Consider the following 18,153-nt stretch of genomic DNA (forward strand, 5'->3'; position numbering starts at 1 on the left):
CCTTCCTGCTAGATGTCAAAATTGACCATGTTGCGCATGACGAAGATGCCGATCGACATCCAGATTGCCGAGACACCCATAATGAAATGACCGCGCGGATCGGTGAAAAGGATCATCATGTAATTCGGCGACGTCATGTAGACGAGGGTCGCGACGATGAAGGGCAGAGCCCCGATGATGACGGCCGACGCCTTGGCTTCCATCGAGAGCGCCTGGACCTTGGCCTTCATCTTCCTGCGCTCGCGCAGCACCTTGGAGAGGTTGCCGATCGCTTCCGACAGATTGCCGCCGGCCTGCGACTGGATGGCGATGACGATGGCGAAGAAGTTGACTTCCTGGAGCGGCATGTGGATCGTCATGCGGGCGCAGGCGTCGGGAATGCTGAGGCCTACCTGCTGAGCCTCGATCACCCGCAAGAACTCGCTCTTGACAGGTTCGGTGCCTTCGGTCGCGATAAGGCGGATCGCATCGTTGAGCGGCAGGCCTGATTTGATCGAGCGCGTGATGACGTCAAGCGCATTGGGGAACTCGTTCAAAAATTTGGTCTGGCGGCGTTTGATCAGGAAGCCGACGACCCAACGCGGCAGACCGAGACCGGCAACGACAGCGATACCGACCATGACCATCAACGATGCGCCGACGACCAAGGCGACAAGCAGCAGCACGGAGGCGAAGACGGCGCTGATGAGATAGAATTTCGCCGCTGTGATCGTCAGGCCGGCCTGCACCAGCCGCGATTTCATCGACACGGTCTTCTTGGTCTTTTCGTGCTGGCGCTTTTCCAGATCCTTCAGATTGTCCTGCACGGATTTGCGGCGCTTCGACAGCTCTTGCACGCGGTCACGGGCGGCCTTGACCTTGACCCGGTCGCTTTCGGCCGATTTGACGCGATTGATGCGGCTTGCCGATTTCTTGTCGGCCTCGATCTTCGAAAACAACAGGGCATAGGCGACCGCCGCCGCGGAGACGGCGGCGAGGACGACGATTGCCAGCACTATCGGATCGAACCCGAACATCTCGCCTATTCCTTCGTTTTCGCTTCCATCGCGTCGAGGGCGGCGGCAAGACGCTTTTCCTCGTTGAAGTAGCGGGCGCGATCCCAGAAATGCGGCTTGCCGACGCCGGTCGACATGTGCCGGCCGATCAGGCGGCCATTCGCATCCTCGCCATCGATCTCGTAGCGCATCAGATCCTGGGTGATGATGACGTCGCCTTCCATGCCGATCACCTCGGTGATCTGGGTGATGCGGCGTGAACCATCGCGAAGGCGTGCCGCCTGAATGACGACATCGACCGAGCTGGAAATGATCTCGCGCACCGTCTTTGCCGGCAGGGTAAAGCCGCCCATGGCGATCATCGATTCGATACGGCTCAGGCATTCGCGCGGCGTATTGGCGTGGATGGTGCCCATCGAGCCGTCGTGACCGGTGTTCATCGCCTGCAGCAGATCGAAGACTTCCGGTCCGCGCACTTCGCCGACGATGATGCGCTCGGGACGCATACGCAGGCAATTCTTGACCAGATCGCGCATGGTGATCTCGCCCTCGCCTTCGATATTCGGCGGGCGCGTTTCGAGACGGACGACGTGCGGCTGCTGCAGCTGCAGTTCGGCGGTATCCTCGCAGGTGATGACGCGTTCGTCCCTGTCGATATAGTTGGTGAGGCAGTTCAGAAGCGTCGTCTTGCCCGAGCCGGTGCCGCCGGAAATGACGACATTGCAGCGCACGCGCCCGATGATCTGCAGCACGGTTGCGCCTTCCGGCGTGATCGCACCGAAACGGACGAGCTGATCGAGCGTCAGCTTGTCCTTCTTGAACTTGCGGATGGTGAGCGCCGGCCCGTCGATCGACAGCGGCGGCGCGATGACGTTGACGCGCGAACCGTCCGGCAGACGGGCGTCGCAGATCGGGCTCGATTCGTCGACGCGGCGGCCGACCTGGCTGACGATGCGCTGGCAGATCGAGAGAAGCTGTGCATTGTCGCGGAAGCGAATCTCGGATTCGATCGTCTTGCCGCCGACTTCGATGAAAGTCTGGCCGGCGCCGTTGACCATGATGTCGGCGATGTCGTCGCGCGCCAGCAACGGCTCCAGCGGGCCGTAGCCGAGGACGTCGTTGCAGATATCCTCGAGCAGTTCTTCCTGCTCGGAGATCGACATCGCAAAGTTCTTGATGGTGATGATGTCGTTGACGATGTCGCGGATTTCCTCGCGCGCGCTTTCGCCGTCGAGCTTGGAAAGTTGCGAGAGATCGATCGTGTCGATCAGCGCGGAAAAGACCTGCGCCTTGGTGTCGTAATATTCATCGGTGCGGGCCGGGCGCTTGCGCTGCGGCGTCTGCATCGGCGGTGGCGTCACCTGCTGGCGTGCGGACTCGCGCGAGGGTTCGACCAGAATGGAGGGGGAAGAGGCCGCAGGGGCGGCCGCCGGAGCCGGCGGCGGAGGAGCAATCGCCCCTCCCACCTTTCCGGAACCTTCATTTCCGCGTTTTCCAAACATGCCACTCGATCCAATCTGCTCGTTCTAGAGCATTTCCCGATCTCTCCCGAGCCACGGAAATGCTCTATCTTTTTGTTTTCACGCAATTCCGGAGGCAAAACCGCTGCCCGCTTTTGCTGGAATTGCTCATCGTCTACTTGCGCTTCAGGAGGCCTAGCAGGCCGCCCTTCTTCGCCTTCTTGATCGCGACACGGCCGGTGACGATATGCGATATCTGCGAAAAGGTTTCCGCTGTCGGCGACTTCGGGTCGACTTCGGAAATCATCCGGCCGCTGTTGGCGGCGTTGCCGAAAAGATTGATGTCGAAGGGGATGATCGCGATCGGATCGATCTCCAGCGGCTCACAGAAATCCGACGGCGAAATCTCCGGCCGTTTCGGCATCCCGACCTGATTGAGGATGAGATGCGGCGGCCTGTCGTTCGGCCGCATCTTGCGCAGCGCGTCCAGCATGTTCTTGGCGTTGCGCAGATTGGCGAGATCGGGAACCGCTGCGATAACCACCTCGTCGACGCTCGACAGCACCGAGCGCGTCCATTCCGACCATGCATGCGGAACGTCGAGCACGGTGACGGGCGCGCTGCGCTGCAGGACATCGAGCACCGGCTGGAAGGCCTGGCCGTCGAAATCATAGGCACGGTCGAGCAGCGAGGGTGCGGCAAGCAGCGACAGATGCTCGGAGCATTTCGTCAGCAGGCGGTCGAGGAAGACCTCGTCGAGACGATCGGGTGCGAAGACCGCTTCGGCGATGCCCTGGGCCGGATCCTGGTCGAAGTCGATATTCGCCGTGCCAAAAGGCAGGTCGAGATCGGCGAGGATCGTCTCGGTAGAGAAGAGATTGGAAATGCCGAAGGCGCAATTATGCGCGATGGTCGAAGCGCCGGTGCCGCCCTTCGAGCCGATGAAGGCGATGCTGCGGCCGAGCGGCTCGGCGTCCGGATCGACAAAGATCGAGGCCATCGCCGTAAGGATATCGGGCATGGCGACGGGCTGGACCATATATTCGGAAATGCCGTTGCGGATAAGCTCGCGATAAAGCCCGATATCGTTGTAATAGCCGATAATGACGACCTTGGTCGTCGGATCGCAGACGGCGGCGAGCGGCGCGAGTTCGCCGAGCAGATTCGCGGCATTCGCCTTGGTCTCAAGGATGATGAGGTTCGGCGTCGGGGCGCCGGAAAACATATTGGCGGCAGCGGCGATGCCGCCGCTGGTGATGCGCATGCTGACCTTCGCGACGCGCCGATCATTGGCGCAGCGTTCCATGACTTGTTGCAGGGCCTCGCTCTCGCAGAAAGCATGGACGGAGATGCGCGGCAGCGGCCGCATGCTTTCCAGATCCGCCATGCGCACCGCCTCCTCGGCGTTGCGAAGCTCGCTGGGATTCCTGATTTCGTATTCGATCGCGCTCATCGTTCCGTTCCGCCTCAGAATCCGCTGTCGCCAGCATCTTCGATCGTCGTCGTTGTTGTCCGGTATTCCTGGATCGCATTGTTGCGCCGCTGCGCATCGATCGGAGTCATACCGCGGGGCGCCACCAGATCTTCCGGATTGGCGATCTGGGCGGCAAGGTTGTTCTGCGAGGCGCAGCCGAAATTATAGTAGTTCTGGTTGGTCAAATCGTTCGATATGTCCTTTGGCCACTGACCGCATTGCGTGGTGACCGCGGTGGTGCCGGTAAAGCTCAGCCGGATGGGCGCCGCATCACCGGGACCGACGGCGGCATAGGAGGTGTTGACGATTTTCGAGCTTGCAATCCCCCTCGATGTCAGCTCGGCACGAACCTGATTGCGCAGCTGATAGGCGGCCGCCGAATTGGGCGAGCCTTGTGGCGACAGCACGTAAACCGGGCCCGAGGCGCGCGAGATATAGTTTGCGGCAAAGCCGCGGATGAGATCGCGCTGGGCGATGGTCAGGCGGCGATCGGTGGAGGCAACAGGTATATCCACCGTCTGCTCCGCTTCCGTCACGATGATCGGGTGGCGGGCACGGTAATCGTCCGGAATGCCGCCGGTCGTCAGTTGGTCATGCGGGCCGGCGCATCCGGAAAGTATCGCCACCGACATGGCGACCGTGGCAAAAAGCGCCTTCGAGTTTCCGAGGCGGGGTGTCGTCGCATTCATATGGGCCATCGCCTGATCTCTGTTTTCTGCCATCGCTGCCGCTCGCGCCCCGCTCATTTGTAAATGAACCCGATCGAGCCGTGGAACTGCGCATCGGCAACGGGCGCCTCGCGGCGGCCATAGACCTTGTTGACACGGTTGAGGAAGAAGGTTGCACCGTCGTTCTCAGGGCTGAAATTGTCGTCCGGCCGGTTGAGCTGGTTGCGCGCCACCGGGCGCACCAGATAGGGCGTTGCGATGATGACGAGTTCGGTTTCCTGACGCTCGAACCCCTTCTGGCGGAAGAGGGTCCCTAGCAGCGGGATCTTCGAAACGCCGGGCGTGCCGCCCATCGTCTGGGAAACATTGTCGCGGATAAGGCCGGCGAGCGCGATCGAACCGCCCGAAGGCAGCTCCACCGAGGTCTCCGCCGAGCGGCGCTGATAGGTGGCGTTGCCGCTGCCGGCCACCGGTTCGGAGACATTGGTTTTGATCTGCAGGCTGATGCGTCCCGATGACAGCACGACCGGTTTGAAGGCGAGGTTGATACCGTAGTTGAACGGGACGACGGTGACGTTGCCGTCGTTGTCGGTCGTCGAATAAAGCTGCTGGCCACCGGAATTGAAGGTCGCGGCCTGACCCGATATCGCCGTCAGCGTCGGTTCGGCGAGCGTCTTGACGACCTTGGCCTGTTCCAGCGCATTGAGGTAGGTCGAAATGTCGTATTTGCCGATCGAGCTCTTGAAGAGCGCCGCCAAGCCGCCGCCGACCGTCGATGCCGCGCTGTCGGCGTTCGGACTGCCGAGTTGGGCGACCGTCATGCCGGAGGAATTGGAAACCAGATTGTCGAAACCGAGCTGCTTCAGCACCTCGCGGCGAACCTCGGCGATCGTCACCTTGAGGGTGACCTGGTCCTCGCCCTCGATCTGGAGAAGGTTGACGACCTGCGAGCTCTGGCGACCTTCGGCAAAGAGCGCCACCGAGCTGTCGCCGCCGGTGCCGGATGCCGTTTCGGTTCTGGTCGTCGCTTCGCCGCCCTTGAGGAATACCTGCGCCAGATCGGCCGCCTGTGTGGCATCCTGCGGCGTGCGCACCGTGCCGGTCAGCACGATGTTGTCGGAGACGATTTCGACGTTGATGTTGGAGTCGCGAATGAAGCGGCGGAGATTGACTTCGAGGCCGGAGACGTCGCGCTCGATCTCGATGTCGAGATTGACGATCTCCTGTCCACCGGCGCCGAAGACGAAGATATTCGTCTGGCCGACCTTCTTGCCGAACAGGTAGATGCGCCGCGAGGTGCGGGTCACGGCATCGGCCATGGTCGGATCGGAGACGAGGATATCATGCGCATCCTCCGGCAGATCGACGACGACGGCCTTGTTGAGCCCGAGCTTCAGCCGACGATGGGCATTGGAGCCGGTCTGCGAGATCCGGACCAGGCTATCGGAATCGGCGCGCGCCTCGCCTGCCCCGAAAAGCGGGACGAAAGATACCGGCACTATACCGGAGAGGCCGATTGCCAGAGAAAGACAGCCTATCAGGAGAGGTCCGGCGCGCCGCGTTAAATTTCCCATTTGCACGTCCCTTACTCCGCCTTCGGCGCGGCGCCGGCATCCGTGACGATGGCGCCCGATTTGATGACCTGGATGATCGCACTGCCGTTGTCGCCGCTCAGCAGATAGTCTGCGGCGCTGGTATCCTGCTCCTGCGCATCGGCGACCGAGCGCAGCGCGAGCGACAGCCGGTCCGCCATCTGCTGGGCGACGGCAAGAACCTTCGTTTGGTCGGGCGTGAGCTCGAGCGTCGCGGTCGTGCCGACCACCGACTTCGAGCCATCGTCCTTTTCCTGGATCTGTTGGTCGATGGCGAGGACGCGGACATTGCTCAGCACGGTTTCGGTGATGAGCTTGTCGGCCTCAGCGCCCTTGCGGACCATGATCACGTCGACGCGATCGTTCGGCAGGATGAAACCGCCCGCACCCGTTGCCACCGATATCTCGGTCGCGACGGCGCGCTTGCCGGCCGGCAACAGCGAGGAGAGGATGCGGCTGCTGGAATCGGCGATCTTTTCCGGCCGGATCGGTTCACCTTCGAAGATCGGCAGACGCACAACGGCGCCCTGCAGATCCTTGATCGCATCCGGCTTGTCGGCTTCCGTGATGAGGCCGGGAACGACGCCGCCCTGCGGCCAGGCCATCCAATGCACCGACTGGTCGTCCAGCCTTGCGCCGACCGACAGATTGCCACTCGAGACGAGAACGTTGACGGTCGGTTCCTTCTCGACAACCGAGCGGACCTGGGTAACGACACCGCCACTGCCCGCCATGCGCATTGCCAGGAGGCCGGCAAGGCCGGCTGCCACCACGGCGACAGCTAGGATTATAAGGCGGGCCGGTTTCATCGATCATTCCTCGGGGCACGATATGTTCGCCCTGTAGAATGCTCAGCAATTGGTATAATTATGGTTAATGGAATGCTTAGATTTTAAGTTAACGGGCATTTAAAATGCCGTTATTTCAGGCTTTCCAGCGCGGCGAGGAACAGCGGCGAAGAAGGAAAAGCCATGAAGCCGCCGATCGCAATCGCGATGCCGTAGGGGATCTTCTTGGCAAGCAGAACCGAGTTCGGTACTGGCAGGCCGATGGCGAGGATGGTATTGGACTGCGTTCTCACCAGCAGGATGAGCAAGGTGATGAGACCGCCGATCGCGGCGACATCGGTCATCAGGAAAAGCAAGGATTCATTCAGACCGAACCAGAGCGCGGTGGCGCTCAACAGCTTGGCATCGCCGCCGCCCATCACATTGAAGGCGAAAAGTGCAAAGCAGGCGGTGAAGACGATGGCGGCGCCGGCAAGATGCATGCCGATCATTTCCAGCCCCAAGCCGGAGAACGGCGCGAGGACGAGGAAAGAGGCGATCAGGATCACGGGAATGCGGTTCGGGATCGTCATGGTGAACAGATCCGAGAACGCCGCCATGGCGAGGCAGAGTGGCAGTATCACGAAGACTGCGGCTGCGATCATGCCTATACCCGATCGTAACGAGATGCGAAAAGGCTCACAGCCGTTTAGCCTGTGAGCCCGCTCAATAGCTCGGCCGGAGCAAATCCAGCCGGCATTATCCAGACGCCGTTTGGCGGTGTCTGACTCAGTTGCCGGCCGTGCTTTCGGCCGAGGTGACAGACGTATTCATCTTGTTGCTCAAGCCGTTGAATGTGTCGCCGATCTTGCCGCCGAGGGTCGTGGCGCCGGTGATGAGCGCTACGGAAATGAGAGCAGCGATCAGGCCGTATTCGATTGCGGTCGCGCCGGATTCGTCCTTCAGAAAACGGCTAAAAAGCTTGGTCATGGTAACTCCTAACTCCAGTTGATGTTCAGCACGTCCGCCAACTGTTTGCCGTTGATCGGATGACTGCAACCTAGCGAATGGCCGTTTCCATCGGCTTAAGGAAAAGAGTTAACGACATGTGAACGAGACAACATGCCCCTATAGAGTCAGTATCTTCTTACGCGCTTCGCTCAATATTTAACGATATTCCTGGAATAACCGCTGCATTCATCCGGAAATAGCACATATTCTGCTTCCAACCGGGGGGTGCGCCGTCCTAGAGCCGTACCAAATCGGATCATTACGCTTCATCCCGGAACAGAGTGGTGAGCTTAAGGCTTCGTTCACCATTTTTTTCCATTCTATGCGGATATTGCGCTGTGATCGTGAAAGAGGACCCAATGTCATCGAGCGGCAAAACCATTTTCTTTGCCGGCATGATCGCCGTTTTCGGTATTTCGGGAGTGGCCGCGGCCGCAGACGATGACATGCTGCGCGTCTATATGGATCACGCGCGCGTCTTGAAGCTCGACCGCCCCGTCAGCAAGGTGATTGTCGGCAATGCCGCAGTCGCCGATGCGACGGTCGCCGACGCCAAGACCATCGTGCTCACGGGACGCAGCTTCGGCACCACCAATCTGGTCCTCCTCGATGCCGACGGCAACGCGATCCTCGACGAACGCATCCTGGTGTCGATCGACGAGGGCAATACGGTGCGCGTCTACCGGCAGACCCAGCGCTCCGTGCTATCCTGCACGCCGAACTGCGAGCAGCATGCGCAGCAAGCGACCGCCGGCTCACCCTGAAGCTCTCTTTTCAACTTCCTCGACCATTCGTTAAAATCGTCGTGTCAGGTTGAAACGGAAAATCAACGAACGGACCTTAGTCTGACGACTGGAAAATGTCGCTCGGATCCAGGCAATGACGGTAATTGATCAGAAGACGGATAAGGGGCGCGCTTTTGCGCCGTTCCGTTTCTTACGGTTTCGCGCTCTCGCCCGCTCACGCGAGGGTGCTGCGGCGATCGAATTCGCGCTGCTCGCCATTCCCTATTTCCTGGTGATTTTCGCAATCCTCGAAACTTTCGTCGCCTTCGCCGCCGAGGAACTCGTCTCCAATGCCGTCGATACGATGAGCCGCCGGATGCGAACCGGGCAGATTACCTATAATCTCGGCCGCACGACCGATATGAACCAGGCGCAATTCCGCCAGGCTTTCTGCGATGAGGTTTCGATCTTGATCCGCTGCTCGGCGACCGAAGTCGCCACGCCGAGCAAGCTCTATCTGGATGTGCAGACGTTCGGCACCTTCTCGGCCATTCCAACGACGATCCCTAAGCTCTCCACCGATAAATATGCCGACATCAATACGGCGGCCTTCAAATATGCGCCAGGCGGCGCCGGCACGATCAACATGCTGCGCGCTTACTATCGCTGGGAAATCACCGCGGATCTGGTCCGGCCTTACATCACCACGATACGTCCCTCCGACGCTTCGATGCCGAGGCAATATCTGATCGTCGGGACCGCGGCCTTCCAAAACGAGCAGTATCCATAATGGCGTTGCGCAACCCGTTCACCAGATTGGTCCTGACGGTGCGGCGGCTGGCCCGCGACCGCAAGGGCGCCGGCGCGATCGAATTCGCGATCCTCTTTCCCGTGCTCGTCATGCTCTATATCGGCGCTTTCGAGATCACGGTCGGCCTCAGCGTCAGCAAGCGCGTGACACGCGCCGCAGGAACGGTGGCCGACCTCGTCACGCAGCAGCAATCCGTCACGAAGAGCGCGCTCGCGCAGATGCCGTCGGTCGCAACGGCGATCTTCGTGCCCTACAACTCCACGTCGCTGACGCTGAAGATCACCGGGATCACCATCGATGCCGGTGCCAATGCGAAGGTGCTCTGGTCCTGGGCGAAGGACGGTACGGTGCCCTATGCCAAGAACACCACGGTGAGCAACGTGCCAGCGGATATGAAGACGGCGAACAGTTTCCTGGTCCGTACCGAGCTCAGCATCCCCTATACGATGTTCCTGTTCGCCCCGAACTTCATGCCTGACGGCATGCGCACGATCACCATCAGCCGCAGTTATTTCTACCGCCAGCGGCAAGGCGACTCGATCCCCTGCGGCGACTGCTGACGGCCGCCTCCTACTCTTCTCGAATTTGCCAAGCCGGCCGCAGCATTATATGGCTGGATCTCAGCCGCCTCCGACATTCCAGAGGCCGGCGATCGGCTCTCTCGGGTGTAAAATGGCGCGTGCCTTTCTTTTTGTTCTGGATTCTTTCGGCGTTGGCGGAGCGCCGGATGCGGCGGCTTATGGCGACGAGGGCGCCGATACGCTCGGCCATATCGCCGAGTTCTGCGCAGCCGGAGCCGCAGACCGCGCCGGGTTGCGTGAAGGGCCGCTTTCCCTGCCCAAAATGTCGGAACTCGGGCTGATGCAGATCGCGCGGTCCGCCTCCGGCCGGTTTCCGGCCGGTATGCCCGTCCCGGAGAAGGTCTACGGCATTTATGGCGCCGCCACCGAAATTTCCCGCGGCAAGGATACGCCGTCGGGCCATTGGGAGATCGCGGGAACACCTGTCAGTTTCGATTGGGGTTACTTCCCGATAGAGGGCGACGCCTTTCCTCAGGAATTCATCGAGGCGCTATGCAGGGAGGCTGACGTGCCCGGCATTCTCGGCAACTGCCATGCCTCGGGAACGGAGATCATCGCCCGGCTCGGCGAGGACCATATCCGCACCGGCAAGCCGATCTGCTACACCTCTTCGGATTCGGTCTTCCAGGTCGCCGCGCATGAGGGGCATTTCGGCCTCGATCGTCTGCTCGCCTTCTGCCGTTTGGCCCGGGGGCTGCTCGATCCCTACAATATCGGCCGCGTCATCGCCCGGCCCTTTATTGGCCAGTCCGCCTCTACTTTCCAGCGCACCGGAAACCGGCGTGACTTCTCCGTGCTGCCGCCGGAGCCGACGCTGCTCGATCGGCTGATCGAGCACGGCCGGCATGTGCATGCTGTGGGAAAGATTGGCGACATCTTCGCGCATCAGGGCATTTCCAGGGTCATCAAGGCGAACGGCAACGAGGCGCTGATGGATGCGTCGCTCTCGGCGATCGATGAGGCTGAGGACGGCGACCTGGTCTTCACCAATTTCGTCGATTTCGACATGATCTATGGCCATCGCCGCGACGTGCCCGGTTATGCCGCAGCACTCGAAGCCTTCGATGCGCGCTTGCCCGAAGTCCACAAGAAACTGAAGCCCGGCGATCTCGTCGTGCTCACCGCCGATCATGGCTGCGATCCGACCTGGCGCGGCACGGACCATACACGCGAGCGCGTGCCTGTCATCGCCTATGGCCCCGGCATCCGGTCGCGTTCGATCGGCGTGCGCCGCAGCTATGCCGATATCGGCGAGAGCATCGCCCGGCATCTCGGCATCCCGGCCGGACCGCACGGAAGGAGTTTTCTGTGACATCGCATTTGAAGAAGGTCGAACTGCACTGCCATCTGGAGGGTGCGGCACCGCCAGCTCTGACCGCGGCGCAGGCACGGAAATATGGCGTCGACATCAGCGCTGAGCTTCGCGACGGCGCCTATGTCTGGCATGATTTCGCAAGCTTCCTCGAATGTTACGACAAGGTTTCCGAGGTCTACAAAACCGAGGAGGACTATGCGCTTCTGACCGAAACCTATCTCGACGAACTGGCCGGCATCGATACGATCTACAGCGAGCTCATCGTTTCGCCCGACCACGGCAAGCGCATCCGGCTGGGTGCCGATGCCTATATATCCGGTATCTGCGAAGGCATCCGGCGGGCCAAGGAAAAGAGCGGCATCGAGGCCCGGCTGATCGTCACCGGCGAGCGGCATTTCGGTCCGGAGAGCGTGATTGGTGCTGCCGAATATGCGGCAAGGGCCGCTAACCCTCTGATTACCGGCTTCAACCTTGCCGGCGAAGAGCGCATGGGCCGTGTGGCCGACTATGCCCGCGCCTTCGATATCGCCCGCGATGCCGGCCTCGGGCTCACCATCCATGCCGGCGAGGTCTGCGGCGCCTTCAGCGTCGCCGACGCGCTTGATGCGGTGCGCCCCTCGCGCATCGGCCACGGGGTGCGCGCCATCGAGGATCTCGATCTGGTGACGCGGCTTGCCGATCTCGGCACCGTGCTCGAGATCTGCCCGGGCTCCAATATTGCGCTCGGGGTCTTTCCCGATTTCGCGTCCCATCCGCTGCGCCGGCTGAAGGACGCAGGCGTGCGGGTAACGATCAGTTCGGACGATCCGCCTTTCTTTCATACTTCGCTCAAGCGGGAATACGAACTTGCGGCCGGGACCTTCGGCTTCAGCGACGCCGAGATCGATGCCATGACGCGCACGGCGATCGAGGCCGCCTTCGTCGACGATGAGACACGCAAGGCCCTGCTCGCCCGAATTTGAGGGCGAGAGGCTGGGGAAGATTGACCGCCACTCTTGCGGTCGGGCCAATTTCCGTGAAAGAAACATTCGATAGAAAGAATGAAAGGCTTCCCCATGGACGGCGTCACGGTCATCGATCATCCGCTTGTGCAGCACAAGCTCACCATCATGCGGCGCAAGGAGACATCGACGGGAAGTTTCCGGCGCTTGCTGCGCGAAATCTCGACGCTGCTCTGCTACGAGGTGACCCGCGATCTCGAACTGACGATGGAAACGATCGAGACGCCGCTGCAGACCATGGAATCGCCGATCCTCGAGGGCAAGAAGCTGGTCTTCGCCTCGATCCTGCGCGCCGGCAACGGGCTGCTCGAAGGCATGCTCGATCTCGTGCCGTCCGCCCGCGTCTCGCATATCGGCGTCTACCGCGACCACGAGACGCTGCAGCCGGTCGAATATTATTTCAAGGCGCCGGAAGACGTGGCCGAGCGGCTGATCATCGTCGTCGACCCGATGCTTGCGACCGGCAATTCCTCGATCGCGGCGATCGACAAGCTCAAGGAACGCGGCGCCCACAATATCCGCTTCCTCTGCCTGCTTGCCGCCCCGGAAGGCATCCGCAACTTTCGCGCCGCGCATCCCGATGTTCCGGTCTTCACCGCATCGATCGACAGTCATCTCAACGAGAAGGGCTACATCATGCCCGGCCTCGGCGATGCCGGCGACCGCATGTACGGCACGAAGTAATTTCAGCCTTCCTTTACCAAATCGAAAGACTTTACGGCCCGGAGGTTCATCCCGGGCCTTTTGTTGTCGATATTAGCAACTTGTCAGCACTTGAGGTTTAGCAAGCTTGGAGCATGAGGCCCTGCATGAAGCCGGGTTTATACAGGAAGGATTTCTGTTTCATGCTCGTGCGTACCGTCCTATTCGCCAGCATCGCCGCGGTGCTCGCCACACAGGTGCCTTCCTTCTTCGGAGGCACCAGCCAGCAGCCCGCTGAAACTCTCTCCGCCAATTACGTATCGACCGAAACCGAGCAGCCGGTCGCACCGGAGCCAATCTACGGCAGCAATGCGATCCGGCTGCAGGCCGATGCGCAGGGCCACTATACCGGCAGCTTCAAGATCAACGGCAAGCCAGTGCAGGGCCTGATCGATACCGGCGCCACCTATGTAGCGCTCAACGAGACGCTCGCCCGCCGGCTGGGCTTTACCGCCAACCAGCTCGATTTCCGCTATGGGGTGAACACGGCGAACGGCTAGACGAAGGCCGCACATGTGACGCTCGACCGCGTCGAGATCGGCGGTATTCGCGTGCGTGAGGTCGAAGCCTTCGTCCTGAAGGACAATGCGCTGACGACGACGCTGGTCGGCATGAGCTTCCTGCAGAAGCTCGCCTCCTATTCCGTCGCCGACGGCTCGCTCAGCCTCAAGCAGTAAACCGCGTCAGATCAGGCCCGCAATCACCGGTGTCAGCTCCGGCTTCTCCTCGGTGATGCGGTAGTGCGCGGCAAGTGCCGCAACTGCTCTCTCTGCCGCTGCGTCGTCGGCGGCGTGAACCAGCGCGATTAGTTCGCCCGCGTTTACGCGGGTGCCAAGCGGCAGGAGTTCGGAAAAGCCGACGCGATGGTCGATCCGGTCCGCCGGATGGCGTCTTCCGCCGCCGAGATCGATGACGCTGACGCCGACACCGCGCGCATCACAAGCAGAAAGCCAGCCGGACCGGGCGGCCGGGACAGGCTTTTCCACAGGCGCCCTAGCCAGATATCGGTCGGGATTTTCGATGAGATCGGCCGGGCCGCCGAGCATCGATACCATACGCGCGAAGACTTCAGCCGCCTTTCCCGACGACAAAGCCCGCCGCGCCATTCCCTCAGCTTCATCAGGCGAAGCGGCGATACCGGATTTCACCAGCATCTCGGCGGCGAAGGCGAAAACGACGATATCAAGCCGCGTGTCCCTTTTCCTGCCTGCCAGAAAATCCAGGCAGTTGCGCATCTCGACGGCATTACCGGCACTATCGGCGAGCGGCTGGTTCATGTCGGTGATCAGGGCCGAGGTCTTCACGCCGGCGCCATTGGCCACCTCGACCAGCGACTGCGCCAGGATCTCGGCCTGGCCGCGGTCAGCCATGAAAGCGCCGTTGCCGACCTTGACGTCGAGCACCAGCGTCTCTAGCCCGGCCGCAAGTTTCTTCGAGAGGATAGAGGCGGTGATGAGGGGAATGGAATCGACGGTGGCGGTCACATCGCGCACAGCATAGAGCCTGCCGTCGGCGGGCGCCAAGGTGCCGGTCTGGCCGATGATGGCGCATCCCGCCTCCTTCACGACCTTGTGGAACAGGTCCGCGTCCGGGGTGATCATATAGCCGGGAATGGATTCGAGCTTATCCAGCGTGCCGCCGGTATGGCCGAGACCACGCCCGGAGATCATCGGAACGGCGAGGCCGCAAGCGGCGGCGATCGGCGCCAGCATCAGCGAAACATTGTCGCCGACGCCGCCGGTCGAATGTTTGTCAGCGATCGGGCGGTCGATATCGGTCCACTGCAGCCTGTCGCCGGAATCGGCCATCGCCAGCGTTAAGGCCACGATTTCGGCCCGCGACATGCCCTTGAACCAGACGGCCATGGCGAATGCGCCGATCTGGCCTTCCGACAGTTGGCCGGCAGCCAACGCAGCGATGAAGGAGCTGATCTCGGCGGCGTCGAGTTCGTCACCATCGCGCTTACGTCGGATGATCTCCTGCGGAATCATTTCAGTAGCTCGACGCCGCAGCCGGTGCCGACTGTGTTCCGCTCAGAACCGCCAGGATATCGTCGAGCAGGTCGGAAGCGCCGAAGCGGAACGTCGACGGCATCGCCCAGTCCGGTGTCATGATGGTTTCGGCAAGGCTCAGATAGAGTGCGGCATCGGCCACCGAGCCGATGCCGCCGGCCGGCTTGAAGCCGACCTTGCGGCCGCTCTCGCGGATCGCGCGGATCATGATGTCGGCGGCTTCGAGCGTCGCATTGACGGCGACCTTGCCGGTCGAGGTCTTGATGAAATCGGCGCCGGCTTCGATGGCGAGTTCGGAGGCATGGCGGATCAATGCGGCATCCTTCAGCTCGCCAGTCTCGATGATGACCTTCAGAAGCACGGGGCCGGCGCATTCTGCGCGCACGGCCTTGACCATGTCGGTCACCGCCTTCTCGTTGCCGGCGAGCAGCTTGCGGTAGGGGATGACCAGATCGATCTCATCGGCGCCATCGGCAATCGCCTCGCGTGCTTCGGCAGCGACATCGGCCACTTCCATATCGCCGGAAGGGAGGTTGACGACGGTCGCGATACGCAAGGCATGCCCGGTGCCAAGGATATTGCGGGCCTGAGCGACGAACCGCGGCCAGATGCAGATCGCAGCGCTGGTGCCATAGGGCGTCTGCGCCCGGGCGCAGAGCGCTTCGATCTGCGCCTCGGTGCAATCATCCTTCAAATTGGTGAGATCGAGAAGAGAAAGGGCGACAGCCGCCGTCTCCCGGTTGGAATGGCTATTCATCTTCGCTTCCTCTAGAGCATGATGCCGGAAAGTGTGCGCGGTTTCGGACGACATCATGCTCTAACTATAGAATGTAGAACAGGATTCAGATTTTAGGCCGACCCGGCCTAAAATCATCCTGTTCCAGCCGCAATCATGTCTTTCAATATGGCGGCGAGACGGGCGCCGCCGATGGGCGCCATGTCCTTGGTTTCTTCATGGCTGAGCTCATTGCCGGTCATGCCTGCCCCATAGTTGGTGATAACGGAGGCGGCTGCAACCCTCAGGCCCAGCATTCTTGCGATGATGACCTCGGGCACCGTCGACATGCCGACGGCATCGGCGCCAAGGATGCGCGCCATGCGGATTTCCGCTGGCGTTTCGAAGCTTGGACCGGAGAACCACATATAGACCCCCTGCGCCAGCTCGATTTCAAGCTTTACCGCTGCCCTCTGCATCGCTGCGGCAAGCTCGGCATCATAGGCATTGGTCATGCCGACGAAACGGTGATCGCTTTCCTCGCCGATCAGCGGGTTCATGCCGGAATAGTTGATGTGATCGGTGATCTGCATCACCGAACCGGGCGGCAGGTCGTCGCGCAGCGATCCGGCCGAATTGGTCAGGATCAGCGCCTCGACGCCGAGCGCCTTCAGCACCTCGATCGGCAGGCGCATGGCGTTGGCATCGCCCTTCTCGTAATAATGCACGCGGCCGGAGAGCATGACGACAGGCACGCCGCCGAGGCGGCCGGCGACAACTTCGCCTGCATGGCCGGAGACGGCACTGACGGGAAAGCCCGGCAGGTCGCGATAGGGAACACGCACGGCGCCGTCCAGCTCACCGACGAGAGAGCCGAGACCGGAGCCGAGCACGATGCCGTGGCGCGGCTTGATGCCGCCGAGCAGTGCGGCGAGCAGGTTGACTGTCGCCTTCATCCGAGTTCGGTCTCGAAGCTGAAGGGGAGAAGCTCTTCCATCGTCATGGTCTTCTTCACGCCTGCCTCATCGCAAAGATAGATCTTCGTCTCCTTGGAGGCGAATTCGGAGATCTTCTGGCGGCAGCCGCCGCAGGGCGGGCAGAGCGGCAGCTTCTCGGCAATGACCGCCATTTCGACGATCTTCTTTGCGCCGCCCATGATCATGGCGCCGATCGCCGTCGGCTCGGCACACCATCCTTGCGGAAAGGAGAGGTTTTCGATGTTGGCTCCGGTATAGACCTTACCGTCCTCGGCGCGGATCGCCGCACCGACCGGGAATTTCGAATAGGGCGCATGGGCAAAGGCCATGGCGCCGCGGGCGGCTTCGAACAGATCGTGAGACATATCAACGCTCCTTGGTATAGGGCACGCCACCGGCTTTCGGCGGGGTCGCGACGCCGATGAAGCCGGCAAGCAGGACGCAGGTCAGGACGTAGGGCAGCGCCTGGAAGACCTGAACCGGCACTTCGCCAATCAGCGGCACCTGCTTTCCCTGCATGAAATTTGCCAGCGCATCGAGGAAGCCGAAGAGCAGGCAGGCAAACATGACGGGCACCGGCTTCCACTTGGCAAAGACGAGAGCGGCGAGCGCGATGTAGCCCTTGCCGGCCGACATGTCCTTGATGAAGGCGGCGGACTGGGCGATTGCCAGATAGGTGCCGGCAAAGCCGCAGAGAATGCCGGCACACATGACGGCGCGGTAACGCAGCCAGGCGACCGAGATACCGGCCGTATCGACCGCGCCCGGGTTTTCGCCGACGGCGCGCAGCCGCAGGCCGAAGCGTGTGCGGTAAAGCACCCACCAGGAAAACGGCACGGCAAGAAAGGCCAGGTAGGTGAGGATATTGTTGCCGGATATGACATTGGCATAAAGTGGGCCGATGATCGGTATGTCGCGGGCGGCGTCGGCGCCCGGCAGGATGATCGGCGCAAAACGCGAATCCGGCGCCAACTGCGGCGTGCGCCCGCCCTGGCCGAACCAGGCCTGACCGAGCACGATGGTGATGCCGGCAATGAAGAAGTTGATCGCCACACCTGACACAATCTGGTTGCCGCGGTTGGTGATCGAGGCAAAGCCGTGCACCAGGCTCAGCGCCACCGAGCAGAGGATGCCGGCACCGAGCCCGAGCCAGGCCGAATCGGTGAGATAGGCAACGCAGGCGGCGGCAAAGGCCGAGCCTAGCATCTTACCCTCGAGGCCGATATCGAAGATGCCGGCGCGTTCCGAAAACAGACCGGCAAGGGCGGTGAAAATCAGCGGTATCGACAGGCGAATCGTGGAGGCTAGAACGCTGATGAAGATGTCATAATAATCCATCGTCCGCTC

General features: G+C 61.4%; 19 protein-coding genes and 1 pseudogene. 7 read left to right on the forward strand and 13 right to left on the reverse strand.

What is annotated here, in order from left to right; genetic code table 11:
- Positions 1 to 8: 8 nt before the first annotated feature.
- The 8 genes from G9X67_RS24615 to G9X67_RS24650 all read right to left on the reverse strand — a co-directional run bounded on the left by G9X67_RS24615 (position 9) and on the right by G9X67_RS24650 (position 7,946).
- The gene (locus G9X67_RS24615; RefSeq protein ID WP_171599907.1) at positions 9 to 1,016 is read right to left on the reverse strand and encodes a type II secretion system F family protein; all 1,008 of its coding nucleotides are present in this window, start codon (positions 1,014 to 1,016) and stop codon (positions 9 to 11) included.
- 5 nt (positions 1,017 to 1,021) lie between these two features.
- The gene (locus G9X67_RS24620; protein ID WP_012759732.1) at positions 1,022 to 2,497 is read right to left on the reverse strand and encodes a CpaF family protein; all 1,476 of its coding nucleotides are present in this window, start codon (positions 2,495 to 2,497) and stop codon (positions 1,022 to 1,024) included.
- 133 nt (positions 2,498 to 2,630) lie between these two features.
- Complete coding sequence (locus tag G9X67_RS24625; protein ID WP_138332151.1) at positions 2,631 to 3,908, reverse strand: CpaE family protein; 1,278 nt, start codon at positions 3,906 to 3,908, stop codon at positions 2,631 to 2,633.
- A 14-nt stretch (positions 3,909 to 3,922) separates the two neighbouring features.
- Positions 3,923 to 4,675 (reverse strand): CpaD family pilus assembly protein, encoded by a 753-nt coding sequence (locus G9X67_RS24630; RefSeq protein WP_138388463.1) that lies wholly within the window; start codon positions 4,673 to 4,675, stop codon positions 3,923 to 3,925.
- Positions 4,672 to 6,171 carry a type II and III secretion system protein family protein gene (locus G9X67_RS24635; protein ID WP_171599908.1) on the reverse strand — a complete coding sequence of 500 codons (1,500 nt, stop codon included), beginning with the start codon at positions 6,169 to 6,171 and terminating at the stop codon, positions 4,672 to 4,674. Before G9X67_RS24635 ends, G9X67_RS24630 begins: the two co-directional genes overlap by 4 nt.
- Before the next feature lie 11 nt (positions 6,172 to 6,182).
- A complete protein-coding gene (gene cpaB, locus G9X67_RS24640; protein WP_138332148.1) occupies positions 6,183 to 6,998 on the reverse strand; it encodes a Flp pilus assembly protein CpaB in 816 nt (271 codons plus the stop codon).
- A gap of 110 nt (positions 6,999 to 7,108) precedes the next feature.
- Positions 7,109 to 7,621 carry a prepilin peptidase gene (locus G9X67_RS24645; protein WP_138332147.1) on the reverse strand — a complete coding sequence of 171 codons (513 nt, stop codon included), beginning with the start codon at positions 7,619 to 7,621 and terminating at the stop codon, positions 7,109 to 7,111.
- A gap of 124 nt (positions 7,622 to 7,745) precedes the next feature.
- Entirely contained in the window at positions 7,746 to 7,946 is a 201-nt protein-coding gene (locus G9X67_RS24650) for a Flp family type IVb pilin (protein WP_138332146.1), read from the reverse strand.
- A 380-nt stretch (positions 7,947 to 8,326) separates the two neighbouring features.
- On the opposite strand from G9X67_RS24650, the gene G9X67_RS24655 reads away from it, so the two are divergent.
- From G9X67_RS24655 to G9X67_RS24685, 7 genes and pseudogenes are all read left to right on the forward strand, one after another.
- Positions 8,327 to 8,731 (forward strand): pilus assembly protein N-terminal domain-containing protein, encoded by a 405-nt coding sequence (locus G9X67_RS24655; RefSeq protein WP_138332145.1) that lies wholly within the window; start codon positions 8,327 to 8,329, stop codon positions 8,729 to 8,731.
- A gap of 115 nt (positions 8,732 to 8,846) precedes the next feature.
- The gene (locus G9X67_RS24660) at positions 8,847 to 9,482 is read left to right on the forward strand and encodes a TadE/TadG family type IV pilus assembly protein (protein WP_171599909.1); all 636 of its coding nucleotides are present in this window, start codon (positions 8,847 to 8,849) and stop codon (positions 9,480 to 9,482) included.
- Positions 9,482 to 10,063, forward strand: a complete 582-nt coding sequence (locus G9X67_RS24665) for a TadE/TadG family type IV pilus assembly protein (RefSeq protein ID WP_138332143.1) — start codon at positions 9,482 to 9,484, stop codon at positions 10,061 to 10,063. Before G9X67_RS24660 ends, G9X67_RS24665 begins: the two co-directional genes overlap by 1 nt.
- 112 nt (positions 10,064 to 10,175) lie before the next feature.
- Positions 10,176 to 11,396, forward strand: a complete 1,221-nt coding sequence (locus G9X67_RS24670; RefSeq protein ID WP_138332142.1) for a phosphopentomutase — start codon at positions 10,176 to 10,178, stop codon at positions 11,394 to 11,396.
- Positions 11,393 to 12,361 carry an adenosine deaminase gene (locus tag G9X67_RS24675; RefSeq protein ID WP_138332141.1) on the forward strand — a complete coding sequence of 323 codons (969 nt, stop codon included), beginning with the start codon at positions 11,393 to 11,395 and terminating at the stop codon, positions 12,359 to 12,361. Before G9X67_RS24670 ends, G9X67_RS24675 begins: the two co-directional genes overlap by 4 nt.
- Before the next feature lie 93 nt (positions 12,362 to 12,454).
- On the forward strand, positions 12,455 to 13,084 hold the full coding sequence (upp, locus tag G9X67_RS24680; protein ID WP_003544477.1) for a uracil phosphoribosyltransferase: 630 nt from the start codon (positions 12,455 to 12,457) through the stop codon (positions 13,082 to 13,084).
- Between the two features lie 125 nt (positions 13,085 to 13,209).
- A pseudogene (locus G9X67_RS24685) lies at positions 13,210 to 13,779 on the forward strand (TIGR02281 family clan AA aspartic protease).
- A 6-nt stretch (positions 13,780 to 13,785) separates the two neighbouring features.
- On the opposite strand, the gene deoA reads toward G9X67_RS24685, so the two are convergent.
- From deoA to G9X67_RS24710, 5 genes are all read right to left on the reverse strand, one after another.
- Positions 13,786 to 15,093 carry a thymidine phosphorylase gene (deoA, locus tag G9X67_RS24690; protein ID WP_138332139.1) on the reverse strand — a complete coding sequence of 436 codons (1,308 nt, stop codon included), beginning with the start codon at positions 15,091 to 15,093 and terminating at the stop codon, positions 13,786 to 13,788.
- A gap of 1 nt (position 15,094) precedes the next feature.
- Positions 15,095 to 15,871, reverse strand: a complete 777-nt coding sequence (deoC, locus tag G9X67_RS24695; RefSeq protein ID WP_138332138.1) for a deoxyribose-phosphate aldolase — start codon at positions 15,869 to 15,871, stop codon at positions 15,095 to 15,097.
- Positions 15,872 to 15,984: 113 nt separating this feature from the next.
- Positions 15,985 to 16,785 (reverse strand): purine-nucleoside phosphorylase, encoded by an 801-nt coding sequence (locus G9X67_RS24700; protein ID WP_171599910.1) that lies wholly within the window; start codon positions 16,783 to 16,785, stop codon positions 15,985 to 15,987.
- Complete coding sequence (locus G9X67_RS24705; protein ID WP_003544464.1) at positions 16,782 to 17,171, reverse strand: cytidine deaminase; 390 nt, start codon at positions 17,169 to 17,171, stop codon at positions 16,782 to 16,784. Before G9X67_RS24705 ends, G9X67_RS24700 begins: the two co-directional genes overlap by 4 nt.
- Before the next feature lies 1 nt (position 17,172).
- Positions 17,173 to 18,144, reverse strand: coding sequence for an ABC transporter permease (locus G9X67_RS24710; RefSeq protein ID WP_138388476.1), 972 nt, complete (start codon positions 18,142 to 18,144; stop codon positions 17,173 to 17,175).
- Between the last annotated feature and the right edge of the window lie 9 nt (positions 18,145 to 18,153).

It is taken from the genome of Rhizobium sp. WYCCWR 11152 (genome assembly GCF_013087615.1).
In the GTDB taxonomy this organism is placed as follows: domain Bacteria; phylum Pseudomonadota; class Alphaproteobacteria; order Rhizobiales; family Rhizobiaceae; genus Rhizobium; species Rhizobium indicum.

Excerpts from the sequence above, each read along its gene's own strand:
- G9X67_RS24615 (WP_171599907.1), bottom strand. The coding sequence starts at position 1,016 with ATGTTCGGGTTCGATCCGATAGTGCTGGCAATCGTCGTCCTCGCCGCC.
- G9X67_RS24620 (WP_012759732.1), bottom strand. The coding sequence starts at position 2,497 with ATGTTTGGAAAACGCGGAAATGAAGGTTCCGGAAAGGTGGGAGGGGCG.
- G9X67_RS24625 (WP_138332151.1), bottom strand. The coding sequence starts at position 3,908 with ATGAGCGCGATCGAATACGAAATCAGGAATCCCAGCGAGCTTCGCAAC.
- G9X67_RS24630 (WP_138388463.1), bottom strand. The coding sequence starts at position 4,675 with ATGAGCGGGGCGCGAGCGGCAGCGATGGCAGAAAACAGAGATCAGGCG.
- G9X67_RS24635 (WP_171599908.1), bottom strand. The coding sequence starts at position 6,171 with ATGGGAAATTTAACGCGGCGCGCCGGACCTCTCCTGATAGGCTGTCTT.
- cpaB (WP_138332148.1), bottom strand. The coding sequence starts at position 6,998 with ATGAAACCGGCCCGCCTTATAATCCTAGCTGTCGCCGTGGTGGCAGCC.
- G9X67_RS24645 (WP_138332147.1), bottom strand. The coding sequence starts at position 7,621 with ATGATCGCAGCCGCAGTCTTCGTGATACTGCCACTCTGCCTCGCCATG.
- G9X67_RS24650 (WP_138332146.1), bottom strand. The coding sequence starts at position 7,946 with ATGACCAAGCTTTTTAGCCGTTTTCTGAAGGACGAATCCGGCGCGACC.
- G9X67_RS24655 (WP_138332145.1), top strand. The coding sequence starts at position 8,327 with ATGTCATCGAGCGGCAAAACCATTTTCTTTGCCGGCATGATCGCCGTT.
- G9X67_RS24660 (WP_171599909.1), top strand. The coding sequence starts at position 8,847 with ATGACGGTAATTGATCAGAAGACGGATAAGGGGCGCGCTTTTGCGCCG.
- G9X67_RS24665 (WP_138332143.1), top strand. The coding sequence starts at position 9,482 with ATGGCGTTGCGCAACCCGTTCACCAGATTGGTCCTGACGGTGCGGCGG.
- G9X67_RS24670 (WP_138332142.1), top strand. The coding sequence starts at position 10,176 with ATGGCGCGTGCCTTTCTTTTTGTTCTGGATTCTTTCGGCGTTGGCGGA.
- upp (WP_003544477.1), top strand. The coding sequence starts at position 12,455 with ATGGACGGCGTCACGGTCATCGATCATCCGCTTGTGCAGCACAAGCTC.
- deoA (WP_138332139.1), bottom strand. The coding sequence starts at position 15,093 with ATGATTCCGCAGGAGATCATCCGACGTAAGCGCGATGGTGACGAACTC.
- deoC (WP_138332138.1), bottom strand. The coding sequence starts at position 15,871 with ATGAATAGCCATTCCAACCGGGAGACGGCGGCTGTCGCCCTTTCTCTT.
- G9X67_RS24700 (WP_171599910.1), bottom strand. The coding sequence starts at position 16,785 with ATGAAGGCGACAGTCAACCTGCTCGCCGCACTGCTCGGCGGCATCAAG.
- G9X67_RS24705 (WP_003544464.1), bottom strand. The coding sequence starts at position 17,171 with ATGTCTCACGATCTGTTCGAAGCCGCCCGCGGCGCCATGGCCTTTGCC.
- G9X67_RS24710 (WP_138388476.1), bottom strand. The coding sequence starts at position 18,144 with ATGGATTATTATGACATCTTCATCAGCGTTCTAGCCTCCACGATTCGC.